This window comes from Pseudomonas sp. GD04058, from assembly GCF_029836855.1.
Taxonomy (GTDB): Bacteria; Pseudomonadota; Gammaproteobacteria; order Pseudomonadales; family Pseudomonadaceae; genus Aquipseudomonas; species Aquipseudomonas bharatica.
The window spans coordinates 1-15,356 of record NZ_JAOECN010000023.1 but is presented as its reverse complement, the minus strand read 5'-3'; the positions used below and the strand labels follow the sequence as shown (position 1 = coordinate 15,356).

Below are 15,356 nucleotides of genomic sequence, written 5' to 3'. Positions count from 1 at the left end.
AGGAACGGGCGCCTCGTCCGCGGGGCGCCCGCATAGAAAAGTCCCCAAGGTTTCCAGGGAGCAACAAGATGATCAAACGCAATCTGCTGGTGATGGGCCTGGCCGTGATGCTGAGCGCCTGCGGTTTCCATCTGCGCGGCACCGGTACCAACGAGCTGGCGATCAAGGAGCTCGAGGTCAGCGCGCGCAACGCTTACGGCGAGACGGTCACCCAACTGCGCGACGTTCTGAAGAGCAGCGGCGTCAACGTCCATAGCGGCGCACCGTACAGGCTGGTTCTGACCAACGAGGCCGAAACCCAGCGTGCAGCCAGTTATGCCGGTAGCGGCCGTTCGGTGGAGTACGAACTGCAAACCCAGTTGAGCTACGACATCCAGGGCCGCAACAACACCGTCCTGCTGAGCGACAAGCTTGAAGTGCAGAAGGTCTACCTGTATGACGGCAACAACATTACAGGCTCCGGCCAGGAGTCCGGACAGATTCGCAAGGAAATGCGCCGCGAACTGGTACAACGGATGATCCTGCGCCTGCAGCAACTGACTCCTGCCCAACTGGACGAACTACAGGCCAAGGCCGACGAGCGTGCCAAGGCAGAAGCCGCAGCCCTGGAAGCGGCACAACGCGCCCAGGATGCACAACCCCAGCAATCGCCGCTGGAAATCCCGGCGAACTGAGACCGGACGGGGCGCTTCGGCGCCCCGACTTTTTTATGAAACTCGCCCCCGCCCAACTCGGCAAACACCTGCAAGGCGCCCTCGCCCCGGTCTATGTGGTCAGCGGAGATGATCCGCTGCTGTGCCAGGAAGCCGCCGATGCCATTCGCCTGGCCGCGCGCCAGCAAGGTTTCGATGAGCGCCAGGTGTTCAGCGCCGATGCCAACTTCGACTGGGGCACCCTGCTCCAGGCCGGCGCCAGCCTTTCGCTGTTCGCCCAGAAGCGCGTGCTGGAACTGCGCCTGCCGTCCGGCAAACCGGGTGACAAGGGAGCCGCAGCGTTGATCGAGTATTGCTCGCGGCCCGCCGACGACACCCTGTTGCTGATCAGCCTGCCCAAGCTCGACGGCAGCGCGCAGAAAACCAAATGGGGCAAGGCCCTGGTCGAGGGCGCGCAGGTCCAGTTCATCCAGATCTGGCCGGTGGACACCCAGCAGTTGCCGCAATGGATCAACCAGCGCCTGGCCCAGGCCGGGCTTGCCGCACAACGGGATGCGGTGGAGCTGATCGCTGCGCGGGTCGAAGGCAACCTGCTGGCGGCGGCCCAGGAAATCGAAAAGCTCAAGCTGCTCGCCGACGGCAATACCATCACGGTGGAAACGGTGCAGGGCGCAGTCGCCGACAGCGCACGCTTCGATGTCTTCGGCCTGGTGGATGCAGTGCTCAACGGCGAAGCGGCCCATGCCCTGCGCATGCTCGAAGGCTTGCGCGGCGAAGGGGTCGAACCACCGGTGATTCTTTGGGCGCTGGCCCGTGAGCTGCGGGTGCTGGTCGGCCTGGCCCAGCAGTACAGCCAGGGCGTACCGCTGGAAAAAGCCTTCAGCCAGGCCAGGCCGCCAGTGTGGGACAAACGGCGCCCCTTGATGAGCAAGGCCCTGCAGCGCCATTCGGCACAACGCTGGGGCCAACTGCTGTATGACGCCCAGCGTATCGATGCGCAGATCAAAGGCCAGGCCCAGGGCTCGCCCTGGACCAGCCTGACCCGCCTTTCGCTGCTGATGGCCGGCCAGCGCCTGGCGCTACCTGCCGAGTAAGGGACCGGCGGTCTTGCAGTGGACACAACGCAGTCCTATAGTGCGCGCGAATCCACCCAGGCAGGATCACCGCCATGCGCAAGAAACCGGCAAAATCCCGACCCAACAAGGCCAAATCCATAGTCGCCCAGCCACTGTTCCGCTGCCGCCAGGAACGACCGGAAAAGGGCAAGGGCAGCTACCGCCGCGAAGCCTTCCAATCGAGAGATTGGGAGGCTTCTTCCTTTATGGCCGCATGAAAGCAGGAAAACCACAGGCATGATATGGTCGTCACCTGACCCGTATTACCTGGATTTGTGCATGCCTTTCCGCCTTTCCCGCCGTCGGCAATTCCGCCAGTTGAGCGCTGCTTCCAGCCTTGTCCTGCTGGTTGCCTGCGCCGAACACCCCTCCGCCGCCGATGCCCTGCCCATCGCGCCGATACAGCCCGCTCCAGCGCTCACCCAGGCCACGCCGACCGCCGAGATCGAGATCCTGCCACAGCAGAGCTTCGCCCAGTGGCAGGCCAGTTTCCGTCAGCAAGCCCTGCAGGCCGGCGTTTCGCCAAGCCTGTTCGACCGTGTCTTCGCCGGGATCACCCCGGACATGGATGTGATCAAGGCCGACCGCAGCCAGCCCGAGTTCAGCCGTCCGGTCTGGGAATACCTCGATGGCGCGCTGTCGCCGGTCCGCGTGCGCAATGGCAAGGCCTTGCTGCTGCAGAACAACGACCTGCTGGGGCGGATCGAACAGCGTTACGGCGTCGAGCGCAATGTGCTGGTATCGGTATGGGGCATGGAAAGCAATTTCGGCCAGTTCCAGGGCAACAAATCGGTGATCCGTTCCCTCGCGACCCTGGCCTACGAAGGCCGCCGCCCGGCCTTTGCCCAGGACCAGTTGCTGGCCGCGCTGAAAATCCTGCAGAACGGTGATATCGCCCCCGAAGCCATGCGCGGCTCCTGGGCCGGAGCCATGGGCCAGACCCAGTTCATTCCCACCACCTATGACACCCATGCGGTGGACTTCGACGGTGATGGTCGCCGCGATATCTGGAACAGCTCGGCCGACGCCCTTGCGTCCACCGCTCACTACTTGCAAAGCTCGGGCTGGAAACGTGGCGAGCCTTGGGGCTTCGAGGTAACGGTACCGAGTGGCTTCGACTACTGGATTGCCGATGGGGCCCTGCGCAAGCCCGTTGCCGAATGGCTGCGCCTGGGCGTGCAACTGGCACCGGGAACACGCATTCCGGCCGGCAGCGAGCAGCTCTCCGCCGCGCTGCTGCTGCCCACGGGCTATCGCGGCCCGGCGTTCCTGGTACTGGACAACTTCCGTGCCATCCTCAAGTACAACAACTCATCGGCCTATGCCCTGGCGGTCAGCCTGCTGAGCGAACGTTTCGAGGGCTCGGGCTTTATCCGCGGCGCCTGGCCGAAGGATGACCTGCCACTGAGCCGCAGCGAGAGGATCGAATTGCAGGAACTGCTCAACGCCAACGGACATGAAGCCGGCAATGCCGATGGCATCATCGGCGCCAATACCCGCAAGGCGATCCGCACTGCCCAGCAGCAACGTGGCTGGCCGGCGGATGGCTACGCGACACACAAGCTGCTGGATAGCCTCAGGGGTCGCTGAGTTCTTTCGGGCCCCATCGCTGGCAAGCCAGCTCCCACAAGAACCTGTGGGAGCTGGCTTGCCAGCGATGAGGCCCGGAAGAGCAAAGAAAAAGCCCCTGACCACAAGGCCAGGGGCTTTTTCATTTACCGGGCGATCAGAGCTTGATCTTGGCCTCGTGCGCCTGCTGGTCGGCATGGTACGAGGAACGTACCAGCGGCCCGGAAGCGACGTTCTTGAAGCCCATCCTGTAGCCTTCCTCGGCGAACCAGGCGAAGGTGTCAGGATGCACGAAACGCTGCACCGGCAAGTGGCTGCGCGACGGTTGCAGGTACTGGCCAAGGGTGAGCATGTCGATGTTGTGCTCGCGCATGCGCTGCATGACTTCGATCACTTCCTCGTCGGTCTCGCCCAGGCCGAGCATCAGGCCGGACTTGGTCGGTACGTGCGGCACCAGTTCCTTGAACTTCTCCAGCAGGGTCAGCGACCACTGGTAGTCCGAACCCGGACGCGCGGCCTTGTAAAGGCGCGGTACGGTTTCCAGGTTGTGGTTGAATACATCCGGCGGCTCCTGGGCAGTGATCGCCAGCGCCACGTCCATCCGGCCACGGTAGTCCGGGACCAGGGTCTCCAGCTGGACGCCCGGGGACAAGGCACGGATTTCCCGGATGCAGTCGGCGAAGTGCTGGGCACCGCCGTCGCGCAGGTCGTCACGGTCCACCGAGGTGATCACCACGTACTTCAGGCGCAGGTCGGCGATGGCGATCGCCAGGTTCTTCGGCTCGTCCACATCCAGCGGCTTCGGCCGGCCGTGGCCGACGTCGCAGAACGGGCAGCGACGGGTGCAGATGTCGCCCATGATCATGAAGGTCGCGGTACCGCCGGAGAAGCACTCGCCCAGGTTCGGGCAGGAGGCCTCTTCGCAGACGCTGTGCAGCTTGTGCTTGCGCAGCAATTGCTTGATCCGGTCGACTTCCGGAGAAACCGGGATACGCACGCGGATCCAGTCAGGCTTCTTCGGCAGTTCTTCGGTCGGGATGATCTTTACCGGAATACGCGCGACCTTCTCGGCACCACGCAGTTTCACACCGGCTTCAACCTTCGGCCGTGGGGCCGGGGTGGCGGTGCTTTGCACCGGCTCTTGCACAATAGTCATATTCAGTCGATTCCGCCCGCAAGGGTCGTCTGCTCAGCATAATCGAGGTGCTTGACCAGCTGTCCGCGCAGCCTTGCCCTTACCTCGGAGAATTCGATTGGTCCGGCCTGGTCGCGCAGCTGGGTCATGGCCAGCCCCGCATACCCGCAGGGGTTGATTCGGCGAAACGGCGCAAGGTCCATGTCCACGTTCAGGGCCAGGCCATGAAAGGAACAACCGTTGCGGATCCGCAGGCCGAGGGAGGCAATCTTCGCCCCATCGACGTAAACGCCCGGCGCATCGGGCTTGGCTGCCGCCTGCACGCCATAACTGGCGAGCAGCTCGATCAGGCAACGCTCCATGCGCGTGACCAGGTCACGCACCCCGAAACCGAGACGGCGCACATCCAGCAGCAGGTAGGCGACCAACTGGCCGGGGCCGTGGTAGGTCACCTGGCCGCCGCGGTCGGTCTGCACCACCGGTATGTCTCCCGGCACCAGCAGGTGCTCGGCCTTGCCGGCCTGGCCCTGGGTGAATACAGGAGGATGCTCCACCAGCCAGACTTCGTCACCACTGCCAGGCTTGCGTTCGGCGGTGAAGCGACGCATGGCCTCGAGAACCGGTTCGTAAGGCAACAGCCCGAGGTCGCGAAAGCCGAGAACCGAGGACATCAGATCACCAATTTCACGATACCCGTCGCGCGCAGGGCGCTGTTGATATTGTGCAACTGGTCTTCGCCGGTGGCGATGATATGCAGTTGTACGGTGGTGTACTTGCCTTCCTTGCTCTGGCGCTCGGCCAGCGTGCTCAAGTCGACCTTGGCATATTTGCTCAGGATCTCGATGACGGTGTCCTTGAAGCCGACGACGGTATCGCCAATCACCTTGATAGGATAATCCGGGCAGGGGAATTCGATTTTTGGCGGTTTGACATCAGTTTGAGTCATGGCAGTAACGGCCTCGTAAGCCGTGGCAGCAACAACGCCCCTGCGGGATGGCAGGGGCGTGGCAGGTCACGATATCAGTTGAACAACCCGTAGAAGAACAGGCGGATGCTATCCCACACCCGACGGAAGAAACCACCTTCCTCGACCGCGTCCAGCGCGATCAGGTCGGCGCTGTGAACGACATTGTCATCCAGTTTGACTTCCACTTTACCGATCACGTCACCTTTGGCGATCGGCGCCATCAGTTGCGGGTTCATGGTCATGCTGGCAGCCAGTTTCTTCAATTGGCCTTTAGGCAAGGTCATGGTCAGGTCTTCGGCCAGGCCGGCCTTGACCTGGCTGGTGGTGCCTTTCCACACCGGCGCCTGGGCCAGTTCGGTACCCTTCTGGTAGAAGGTCTGGGTTTCGAAGAAGCGGAAGCCGTAGGTCAGCAGCTTCTGGGTCTCCGCAGCACGGGACTGCTCGCTGTTGGTGCCGAAGACCACGGCGATCAGGCGCATGCCGTCACGTACGGCGGAAGACACCATGCAGTAGCCGGCTTCCTCGGTGTGGCCGGTTTTAAGACCGTCGACGGTCTTGTCGCGCCACAGCAGCAGGTTGCGGTTCGGCTGCTTGATGTTGTTCCAGAAGAATTCCTTCTGCGAGTAGATCGCGTAGTGCGCCGGGTCTTCATGGATGATGGCTCGGGCCAGCAGCGCCATGTCGTGCGCCGAGGAGTAGTGCTCGGGGTTCGGCAGGCCGGTCGGGTTCATGAAGTGGCTGTTGGTCATGCCCAGGTCGGCGGCAGTCTTGTTCATCATGTCGGCGAAGGCGTCTTCGCTGCCGGCGATGTGCTCGGCCACGGCGACGCTGGCGTCGTTGCCGGACTGGATGATGATGCCGTGCAACAGGTCGCTGACGCTGACCTGGGTGCCGACCTTGATGAACATCCGCGAACCGCCGGTACGCCAGGCGTTTTCACTGACGGTCACCGGATCGTTCTCGCCGATCTGGCCGCGGCGGATCTCCAGGGTGGCGATGTAGGCGGTCATCAACTTGGTCAGGCTCGCCGGAGGCAGGCGCTGGTCGCCATTGTTCTCGACCAGGATGTTGCCGCTGGAGGCTTCCATGAGCACGTAGGACTTGGCTGCCAGTTGCGGCGGCGACGGCATCATCTGCTCGGCGGCGAACGCAGCCGGAGCGATCAGCAGCGGAACAAGCAGGCAAAGGCGTTTGGCAAAGGTGGTGATGTTCATCCGTCTCTCGAAATCGCTAATGGGCTTATGCCCCAAGGGGGCAAAACGTTAAAACGGGCTGCGGCAAAGCGTCGCGCCCCGGGGCAAAACCGCCATTGTACATGGCTGTATGCCCCCGCTACATGACAAACCGACCAGTCCCCCCGGTCAGTCCGCCGTAACTACCTTGGCCTGGCCCAGATTGGCCAGGCGTACGCTGTCCTGGGTTTGCTGGACTTCGCCCTGGCTGCGGATCGGGCCCAGGCGCACCCGGTGCAGAGTCTGCTGGTTGCGCACGATGGAACTGATGAATACCGGCGCGCTGACCATGCTGCTCAGCTTGGAGCGTAGCAACTCGGCGGCATCCGGGTTGGCGAACGCACCGACCTGCAGGTAGGTGCCACCGTTGGCCGGCAGGCTGTTGCTGGCCACCTGGACCGGCACCACGGCCGCGGCGTGCTGCTGCGGCGGCGGCGTCCATTGTTCGACAGTGCCGGTGCTGGCCGGGATCGAAGGGGCCTGGGCAACCTGCGGCTGCTCCAGCACCATCGGCGCCGGGCGCCCGCGCTGGGCCCACCACTGCTGCGGATCGATACCTTCGACGCGCACCCGGGCGGTACCGGTCTCGGCATAGCCGAGCTTCTTCGCCGCCGCGTAGGACAGGTCGATGATGCGATCGGAATAGAACGGGCCGCGATCGTTGACCCGCAGGATCACGCTGCGCTTGTTGTCCAGGTTGGTCACCTTGACGTAGGCCGGCAGCGGCAGGGTCTTGTGCGCCGCGCTCATGCCGTAGAGGTCGTAGACCTCTCCGTTGGCAGTGTTCTGCCCGTGGAACTTGGTGCCGTACCAGGACGCGGTGCCCTCGGCCACGTAGTTGCGCGAATCGGGGATCGGGTAGTAGGTCTTGCCCAGCACCGTGTAGGGGTTGGCCTTGTAGTTGCCGGTATGCACGGTCGGGGTGGCATCGGGGATCTTCGACACGTCGACGTCCCACCACGGCGCGCCATCCTTGTGGGCCCGGTTGATGTCCAGGCCCGGCTGGGAGCGGATGACGGTGCCACTGCTGGCACTCTGCGTCGGACGGCTTGAAGAACAGCTGACCAGCAGCGCGCCAATGGCGACGCAGCCCAGCAGCTTGAGGGAAGTAGTGGAGAACAGTTCACGCATCAGCGGGCGCCCCTTGCCTGAACCAGCAGGTCTGAAAGTTGATGTACCGCCATGGCGTACATCACGCTGCGGTTATAGCGAGTGATCGCGTAGAAGTTCTTCAGGCCGAGCCAGTATTCGGGGCCATTGTCGCCTTCGAGCCGGAAAGCGGTGACCGGCAGATCATCGCGCAGCGCATCATGACTCGACCAGCCCAGTGCCCGCAACTCCCCCACCGTCCTGACCGGTTCGATGCCCAGGCTCAGGCCTTCGTCGACCCGCTCGCCACGGACCATGGCGCGGCTCACCACCGGTTCGCCGGCCACCCAGCCATGGCGCTTGAAGTAGCTGGCGACGCTGCCGATGGCGTCGTCGGGGTTGTTCCAGATATTGATATGGCCGTCGCCATCGAAGTCCACGGCGTAGGCGCGGAAACTGCTCGGCATGAACTGCGGCAGGCCCATGGCGCCGGCATAGGAGCCTTTCAGGGTCAACGGATCGACCTGTTCCTCGCGGGACAGCAACAGGAACTCACGCAGTTCCTTGCGGAAGAACGGGGCCCGCGGCGGGTAATCGAAGGCCAGGGTGGAAAGCGCATCGATCACCCGGTAGTTGCCGGTATTGCGGCCAAAAAAGGTCTCGACGCCGATGATCGATACGATCACCTGGGCCGGCACCCCGTATTCCTGCTCGGCGCGGGCCAGGGCGGCCTCGTGCTGGCGCCAGAAGTCCACGCCGCGGGCAACGCGGGCGTCGGTGAGGAACATCGGACGATATTCCTTCCATGGCTTGACCCGTTCCGCCGGACGCGAAATGGCGTCGAGGATCGCCTGCTTGCGTCGCACGTCACGGAACACGCCCATCAGTTGTTCACCGGCGAAGCCGTAGTCGCGGGTCATTTCCCCGACGAATTCGGCCACCTGCGGCGAGCCATCGTAGTCACCGGCACTGGCCTGCTGGGCCCCGCCGAACAGACCAAGGAATCCCGCCAGGGGAACATAACGGGCCATCCAGCCCCGTACTGCTTGCATCGAGAAATTCACCTTGATCAAACCTGCGCGATCCATTTGCGGTGGGTATGGATCGACATGAGAACGCCAAACGCTGACAGCAGCGTCACCAGCGAAGTTCCACCGTAGCTAATGAAGGGCAGCGGTACGCCCACCACGGGCAGCAAACCGCTGACCATGCCGATATTGACGAAGACATAAACGAAGAAGGTCATGGTCAGGCTGCCGGCCAGCAGCTTGCCGAACAGGGTCTGGGCCTGGGCGGTGATCACCAGCCCGCGGCCGATCAACAGCAGGTAGATCAGCAGCAGCGCACAGATGCCCACCAGGCCGAACTCCTCGCCGAGCACGGCGATGATGAAGTCGGTATGGCTTTCCGGAAGGAAGTCCAGGTGCGACTGGGTACCCAGCAGCCAGCCCTTGCCGAATACCCCGCCGGAGCCGATCGCGGCCTTGGACTGGATGATGTTCCAACCGGTCCCCAGGGGATCGCTTTCCGGGTCGAGGAAGGTGAGCACGCGCTGTTTCTGGTAGTCGTGCATGACGAAGAACCACATCGCCACGGCAACCGGCACTGCCGCAGCTACCACGCTGATGATCCAGCGCCAGCGCAGGCCGCCCATGAACAGGACGAAGGCCCCGGAGGCAAGGATCAGCAGTGCGGTACCCAGGTCCGGCTGGCGAACGATGAGGATGAAGGGGATGCCGATGAGGATCAGGCTGATCAGCACATGCTTCAGATGCGGCGGCAGCGTGCGCTTGGACAGGTACCAGGCGATGGTCGCCGGCATGATGATCTTGAGGAACTCCGAAGGCTGGAAGCGGATCACCCCGGGGATATTGATCCAGCGCGTCGCACCCATGGCGTTGTGGCCCATGATGTCCACCACGACCAGCAGGGTCACCCCGACCACGTAGGCCAGCGGCACCCAGCGTGCCATGAAGCGCGGTTCCAGTTGGGCGATGACGAACATCGAGACCAGGCCGATACCGAAGGATGACGCCTGCTTGAGCAGCAGGTCCCAGTTCTTGCCGCTGGCCGAATAGAGGACGAACAGGCTGCCGGCAGCGAGGGTCAGCAGCAGGACCAGCAGCGGGCCATCGACATGGATGCGCTGCAGGAAGCTGGCGCGGCGGCGCATCACGTCCTCGCTGGACAGCATGCGGTCGAAATTACTCTTCACGGGGCCGATTCCTGGGCAACGGAGGCGTTGGGGGCGTATTCGGGCTTGAGGCGGCCACTTTCATCCAGCAGCCAGGCGTCCATGACCTGGCGCAGTACCGGGGCGGCGACGCCGGATCCGGACTCGCCGTTCTCGACCATCACCGAAATCACGATCTTCGGATCCTCGGCCGGGGCGAAGCCGACGAACAGGGCGTGGTCGCGATGGCGTTCCTGGACCTTGCTGCGGTCGTACTTTTCACCCTGCTTGATGGCGACGACCTGGGCGGTACCGCTCTTGCCGGCAATGCGGTACTGCGCGCCGATGGCCGCCTTGCGCGCGGTACCCCGGGCGCCCTGCATCACCTGCTCCATGCCATGGGTGACCCTGGCCCAGTCGGCCTTGTCGCGCAGGACAATGTCTTCCATCGGGTTCGGGTCCACCGGCGGCTGGCCTTCGATGCTCTTGGCCAGGTGCGGACGGTTCCACTTGCCCTTGCTGGCGATCAGCGCGGTGGCCTGGGCCAGTTGCAGCGGCGTGGCCTGCATGTAGCCCTGGCCGATACCGAGGATCAGGGTCTCGCCGGGGAACCAAGCCTGGCGACGGGTCGCACGCTTCCATTCGCGCGACGGCATCAGCCCCGGCGACTCCTCGAACATGTCGAGGGCGACCTTCTGCCCAATGCCGAAGCGGTTCATGTAGCTGGACAGCTTGTCGATGCCCATCTTGTGCGCAAGGTCATAGAAGTAGGTGTCGTTGGAACGCATGATCGCCGTGTCGAGATCGACCCAGCCATCGCCGGTGCGGTTCCAGTTGCGGTACTTGTGGTCGTAGTTGGGCAACTGGTAGTAGCCCGGGTCGAACACCCGGGTAGACGGGGTCACGGCCCCGGAATCCAGACCGGCGATGGCGACTGCCGGCTTGATGGTCGAACCCGGCGGGTACAGGCCGCGCAGCACGCGGTTGAACAACGGCCGGTCGATGGAATCGCGCAGCTCGGCGTAGGCCTTGAAGCTGATGCCGGTCACGAACAGATTCGGGTCGAAGCTGGGCTGGCTGACCATCGCCAGGACCTCGCCGGTGCGCGGGTCGAGCGCGACGATCGCCCCCCGGCGGCCGCCCAGGGCTTGCTCGGCGGCTTCCTGCAGCTTGATGTCGAGGCTGAGGACGATGTCCTTGCCAGGAATCGGGTCGGTACGCTTGAGCACCCGCAGGACGCGGCCACGGGCATTGGTCTCGACTTCCTCGTAGCCCACCTGGCCGTGCAGCTCATCCTCGTAGAAGCGCTCGATACCGGTCTTGCCGATATGGTGGGTGCCGCTGTAGTTGACCGGGTCGAGGGTCTTCAGCTCTTTTTCGTTGATGCGCCCGACATAGCCTACCGAATGGGCGAAGTGCGCACCCTGTGGATAGTGCCGCACCAGTTGCGCCACCACTTCCACGCCGGGCAGGCGGAACTGGTTCACCGCGATCCGGGCGATCTGTTCTTCGGTCAGTTCGAACAGGATCGGCACCGGCTCGAACGGCCGACGCCCCTGCCGCATGCGCTTTTCGAACAGCGCGCGGTCGTCCGGAGTCAGTTCCAGCACCTCGACGATCACATCGAGTACCTGCTGCCAGTCGCCGGAACGCTCGCGGGTCATGCTCAGGCTGAAGCTGGGCCGGTTGTCGGCGATGATCACGCCGTTACGGTCGAAGATCAGCCCGCGGGTCGGCGGAATCGGCTGCACATGCACCCGGTTGTTTTCCGACAGCGTGGAGTGATAGTCGTACTGGATCACCTGCAGGTAGTACAACCGGGCGATCAGTACGCAGATCAGCAGCAGGATCGCCACCGCGCCGACCACGACGCGGCTACGCACCAGACGGGCGTCTTTCTCGTGGTCCTTGAGGCGGATCGGCTGCGACATTGAAGAGGCTTACGGCTTATTTGTGGTAAGGGTGCCCGGACAGAACCGTCCAGGCGCGATAGATCTGTTCGCCGATCAGTATCCGTACCAGGGGATGCGGCAGGGTCAGCGGCGACAGCGACCAGCGCTGCTCGCTGCGCGCACAGACCTCCGGTGCCAGCCCTTCCGGGCCGCCGACCATGAGGTTGACGGTGCGCGAGTCCAGCCGCCAGCGGTCCAGTTCGACCGCCAGTTGCTCCGTGCTCCAGGGCTTGCCATGGACCTCCAGGGTCACGATGCGCTCCCCCGGCTGGACCTTGGCCAGCATGGCCTCGCCCTCCTGACGGATCAGGCGGGCGACATCGGCGTTCTTGCCCCGGGTATTGAGCGGGATTTCCACCAGTTCCAGGGACAGCTCCGACGGCAGGCGCTTGGCATATTCATGCCAGCCTTCCTCGACCCACTTGGGCATGCGCGAGCCGACCGCGATCAATCGCAGACGCACGGCGCTACCTCAGTCCAAGTCTTTGTTGAGCTTGGCGAAATGCTCATGGGTGTTTTCCGGGCTATGGTGCTTGCCATCGGCGGCACGGCTCTGCTCGGCCCCCAGCCACAGGCGCTCCAGGTCGTAGAACTGGCGGGCAGCGGCGGTCATCATGTGCACGATGACGTCATTCAGGTCGAGCAGGACCCAGTCGCTGTCGCCCTTGCCTTCCTCACCCAGGGGCATCACGCCTTGCTGCTTGACGATCTCGCGGACCTTCTCGGCCATCGCGTTGATCTGCCGGTTGGAGGTACCGGTGGCGATGATCATGTAGTCGGTCAGGCTGTGCTTGGCGCGTACGTCGATCACCTGGATGTCCTGTGCCTTGACTTCTTCCAGGGCCGACTTGGCCAGTTGGACCAGCTCTTCGCCGGTGATTTTCTGCTTGGTCATATAAAACTCGTTCAACTCATTGATAGCGGCGCCCATGGGCGCCTGCCGCTCTACGCACGATAAAGGCCGTGCGTCTCGATATAGGCCAGTACTGCGTCCGGCACCAGGAACCTCACCGACTTGCCGCTGGCCAGCAGCTGCCGGATCTGCGTGGCGGACACCGAAAGCGGCGTCTGCCAGACGAACGAAATGTTCCCCGCCGGGCCGGACATGGCGGTGGGATCGCTCTCCGAGCGCGCAGCCAGCAGGTTGCGCAGCTCGTCTGGGGGTTCTATGTCGGCATCCGGACGTTGCAGGACCAGGATGTGACAGTGTTTCAGCAACTCTTCCCAGCGGTGCCAGCCGGGCAGGCCGCAAAAGGCATCCCAGCCCATCAGCAGGAAAAGCTGGTCGCTGGCGCCCAGTTCGGCGCGCAACGACTCCAGGGTGTCGATGCTGTACGACGGTTTGTCCCGCAACAGCTCGCGGTCATCCACGCTCAGCCGTTCGACACCGGCCACCGCGCAACGCACCATGGCCAGGCGATCCTGCGCCGCTACCTGCGGGGTATCGCGGTGTGGCGGGCGGGCGTTCGGCAACAGGCGCAGCTCGTCCAGGCCCATGAACTCGGCCACTTCCAGCGCGCTGCGCAGGTGGCCGATGTGCACCGGATCGAAGGTGCCGCCAAGGATGCCGATCCGCCGGATCGCCGGGGCCTTGCTCAACGGGTCAGGACTCCTGGCCGCGCAACTGGCCGTCGCCGACGACTACGTATTTCTCGCAGGTCAGGCCTTCCAGGCCGACCGGGCCGCGGGCGTGCAGCTTGTCGGTGGAAATGCCGATTTCCGCGCCCAGGCCATACTCGAACCCATCGGCGAAGCAGGTCGGGGTGTTGATCATCACGGAAGCCGAATCCACCTCGGCAACGAAGCGCCGGGCCAGGCCCTGGTGCTCGGTGACAATGGCATCGGTGTGGTGCGAACCATAGTGGTTGATATGCTCGATCGCCGCGTCGATGCCATCGACGATGCGGATCGACAGGATCGCTGCCAGGTACTCGGTGCTCCAGTCTTCTTCGCTCGCAGGCGCGGCTTCGATGACCATGCGGGTACGCTCGCAACCACGCAGCTCGACGCCTTTCTCACGGAACTGGCGGGCCATTTCCGGCAGGAACTCGGCAGCGATGCTCGAATCCACCAGCAGGGTCTCCATCGCGCCACAGATACCGTAGCGGTATGTCTTGGCGTTGAAGGCGATGCGCCGGGCCTTGTCCAGCTCGGCGTGCTCGCCGACATACACGTGGCAGATGCCGTCCAGGTGCTTGATCACCGGGACGCGGGCGTCGCGGCTGATGCGCTCGATCAGGCCCTTGCCGCCGCGCGGAACGATGACGTCGACGAACTCCGGCATGCTGATGAGCGCGCCCACCGCCTCGCGGTCGGTGACTTCCACCACCTGGACCACCGCAGCCGGCAGGCCGGCCTCGGCCAGGCCGCGCTGGATGCAGGCGGCAATGGCACGGTTGGAATGGATGGCCTCGGAGCCGCCGCGCAGGATGGTGGCGTTACCCGATTTGAGGCACAGGCTCGCGGCATCGATGGTCACGTTCGGCCGCGACTCGTAGATGATCCCGATCACGCCCAGGGGCACGCGCATCTTGCCGACCTGGATACCCGACGGCCGGTAACTCATGTCGCGGATCGCACCCACCGGGTCCGGCAGACCGGCGACCTGGCGCAGACCGACGATCATGCCGTCGATGCGTGCCGGGGTCAGGGCCAGGCGATCGAGCAGGGCCGGCTCAAGGCCGTTGGCCCGGCCGGCGGCCAGGTCCAGCTCGTTGGCTGCGGACAGTTCGGCGCGAGCCGCGTCCAGGGCGTTGGCGGCAGCGTGCAGCGCGCGGTTCTTCTGCGCGGTGCTGGCACGGCCGATAACGCGGGACGCCTCGCGGGCGGCGCGACCCAGGCGGGTCATGTAGTCAAGAACGGACTCAGTCATGGGGCTCAGTGTCTTGGCGAAGGGGAAAATCGGACGAGTATAACTGTCATGGGGTTGTACGCCCAGCGGTGACAGTCGGATGGTAGGAAGCGAGCCGCAGATTTTCCTTCCCCGCACTGCCCCCGTGGGAGCTGGCTTGCCAGCGATGAGGCCAGACCTGACAACACCATTGCCCTTGCCGGCCCTATCGCTGGCAAGCCAGCTCCCACAGGGTTCTCTGTAGCCTGGGATAACGTGCTCTTCGTTCAGCCTGGATAAAGGAAGAAGTTGCTATCATCCCGGCCTCATTTCCCCATTCCAGAGCCACGATGCCGCACCCCGCCCCTTTGCCCGACAGCTTCTTCGACCGCGACGCCCAGGTCCTGGCCAAGGCCTTGCTGGGCAAGATCATCCGCCATCGGCAGGGCCCGTACTGGCTGTCGGCGCGAATCATCGAGACCGAGGCCTATTATCTCGACGAGAAAGGCAGCCACGCGTCCTTGGGCTACACCGAGAAACGCAAGGCGCTGTTCCTCGATGGCGGGCATATCTACATGTACTACGCCCGCGGTGGTGATTCGCTGAACTTCAGCGCCCAGGGCCCGGGCAATGCGGTGCTG

General features: G+C 64.0%; 17 protein-coding genes. 5 read left to right on the top strand and 12 right to left on the bottom strand.

The window, feature by feature from the left end:
* The first annotated feature begins 68 nt into the window (after positions 1-68).
* The 4 genes from lptE (at position 69) to N7650_RS18395 (ending at position 3,358) form a co-directional block, all read left to right on the top strand.
* Positions 69-674, top strand: coding sequence for an LPS assembly lipoprotein LptE (gene lptE, locus N7650_RS18410; RefSeq protein ID WP_009397950.1), 606 nt, complete (start codon positions 69-71; stop codon positions 672-674).
* 35 nt (positions 675-709) lie between these two features.
* Positions 710-1,747 (top strand): DNA polymerase III subunit delta, encoded by a 1,038-nt coding sequence (gene holA, locus N7650_RS18405; RefSeq protein ID WP_009397949.1) that lies wholly within the window; start codon positions 710-712, stop codon positions 1,745-1,747.
* Between the two features lie 74 nt (positions 1,748-1,821).
* The gene (gene arfA, locus N7650_RS18400; protein ID WP_009397948.1) at positions 1,822-1,986 is read left to right on the top strand and encodes an alternative ribosome rescue factor ArfA; all 165 of its coding nucleotides are present in this window, start codon (positions 1,822-1,824) and stop codon (positions 1,984-1,986) included.
* Between the two features lie 61 nt (positions 1,987-2,047).
* Positions 2,048-3,358, top strand: coding sequence for a lytic murein transglycosylase (locus tag N7650_RS18395; protein ID WP_009397947.1), 1,311 nt, complete (start codon positions 2,048-2,050; stop codon positions 3,356-3,358).
* 136 nt (positions 3,359-3,494) lie between these two features.
* On the opposite strand, the gene lipA is transcribed toward N7650_RS18395, so the two are convergent.
* The 12 genes from lipA to N7650_RS18335 all read right to left on the bottom strand — a co-directional run bounded on the left by lipA (position 3,495) and on the right by N7650_RS18335 (position 14,757).
* Complete coding sequence (lipA, locus tag N7650_RS18390) at positions 3,495-4,493, bottom strand: lipoyl synthase (protein ID WP_009397945.1); 999 nt, start codon at positions 4,491-4,493, stop codon at positions 3,495-3,497.
* A gap of 2 nt (positions 4,494-4,495) precedes the next feature.
* Positions 4,496-5,143, bottom strand: a complete 648-nt coding sequence (lipB, locus tag N7650_RS18385) for a lipoyl(octanoyl) transferase LipB (protein WP_009397941.1) — start codon at positions 5,141-5,143, stop codon at positions 4,496-4,498.
* Complete coding sequence (locus N7650_RS18380; RefSeq protein ID WP_009397939.1) at positions 5,143-5,418, bottom strand: DUF493 domain-containing protein; 276 nt, start codon at positions 5,416-5,418, stop codon at positions 5,143-5,145. The genes lipB and N7650_RS18380 overlap by 1 nt, the downstream gene beginning before the upstream one ends.
* Before the next feature lie 74 nt (positions 5,419-5,492).
* Complete coding sequence (locus N7650_RS18375; RefSeq protein WP_009397938.1) at positions 5,493-6,653, bottom strand: D-alanyl-D-alanine carboxypeptidase family protein; 1,161 nt, start codon at positions 6,651-6,653, stop codon at positions 5,493-5,495.
* Positions 6,654-6,800: 147 nt separating this feature from the next.
* Positions 6,801-7,802 (bottom strand): septal ring lytic transglycosylase RlpA family protein, encoded by a 1,002-nt coding sequence (locus N7650_RS18370; protein WP_279899446.1) that lies wholly within the window; start codon positions 7,800-7,802, stop codon positions 6,801-6,803.
* The gene (gene mltB / locus N7650_RS18365) at positions 7,802-8,812 is read right to left on the bottom strand and encodes a lytic murein transglycosylase B (protein ID WP_279899443.1); all 1,011 of its coding nucleotides are present in this window, start codon (positions 8,810-8,812) and stop codon (positions 7,802-7,804) included. Before mltB ends, N7650_RS18370 begins: the two co-directional genes overlap by 1 nt.
* 17 nt (positions 8,813-8,829) lie before the next feature.
* The gene (rodA, locus tag N7650_RS18360) at positions 8,830-9,933 is read right to left on the bottom strand and encodes a rod shape-determining protein RodA (RefSeq protein WP_009397922.1); all 1,104 of its coding nucleotides are present in this window, start codon (positions 9,931-9,933) and stop codon (positions 8,830-8,832) included.
* A gap of 38 nt (positions 9,934-9,971) precedes the next feature.
* Positions 9,972-11,864 carry a penicillin-binding protein 2 gene (gene mrdA, locus N7650_RS18355; RefSeq protein WP_064302054.1) on the bottom strand — a complete coding sequence of 631 codons (1,893 nt, stop codon included), beginning with the start codon at positions 11,862-11,864 and terminating at the stop codon, positions 9,972-9,974.
* 16 nt (positions 11,865-11,880) lie between these two features.
* Positions 11,881-12,348: a 23S rRNA (pseudouridine(1915)-N(3))-methyltransferase RlmH gene (gene rlmH, locus N7650_RS18350; protein ID WP_009397919.1), complete on the bottom strand. Its 468-nt coding sequence runs from the start codon at positions 12,346-12,348 to the stop codon at positions 11,881-11,883.
* Positions 12,349-12,357: 9 nt separating this feature from the next.
* Positions 12,358-12,780, bottom strand: a complete 423-nt coding sequence (gene rsfS / locus N7650_RS18345; protein ID WP_037059871.1) for a ribosome silencing factor — start codon at positions 12,778-12,780, stop codon at positions 12,358-12,360.
* Positions 12,781-12,830: 50 nt separating this feature from the next.
* On the bottom strand, positions 12,831-13,484 hold the full coding sequence (gene nadD / locus N7650_RS18340; RefSeq protein ID WP_279899441.1) for a nicotinate-nucleotide adenylyltransferase: 654 nt from the start codon (positions 13,482-13,484) through the stop codon (positions 12,831-12,833).
* A 4-nt stretch (positions 13,485-13,488) separates the two neighbouring features.
* Complete coding sequence (locus tag N7650_RS18335; protein WP_279899440.1) at positions 13,489-14,757, bottom strand: glutamate-5-semialdehyde dehydrogenase; 1,269 nt, start codon at positions 14,755-14,757, stop codon at positions 13,489-13,491.
* 308 nt (positions 14,758-15,065) lie between these two features.
* On the opposite strand from N7650_RS18335, the gene N7650_RS18330 reads away from it, so the two are divergent.
* Positions 15,066-15,356 (top strand): DNA-3-methyladenine glycosylase (locus N7650_RS18330; protein WP_279899437.1); only part of this gene is annotated, 291 nt, incomplete at its 3' end.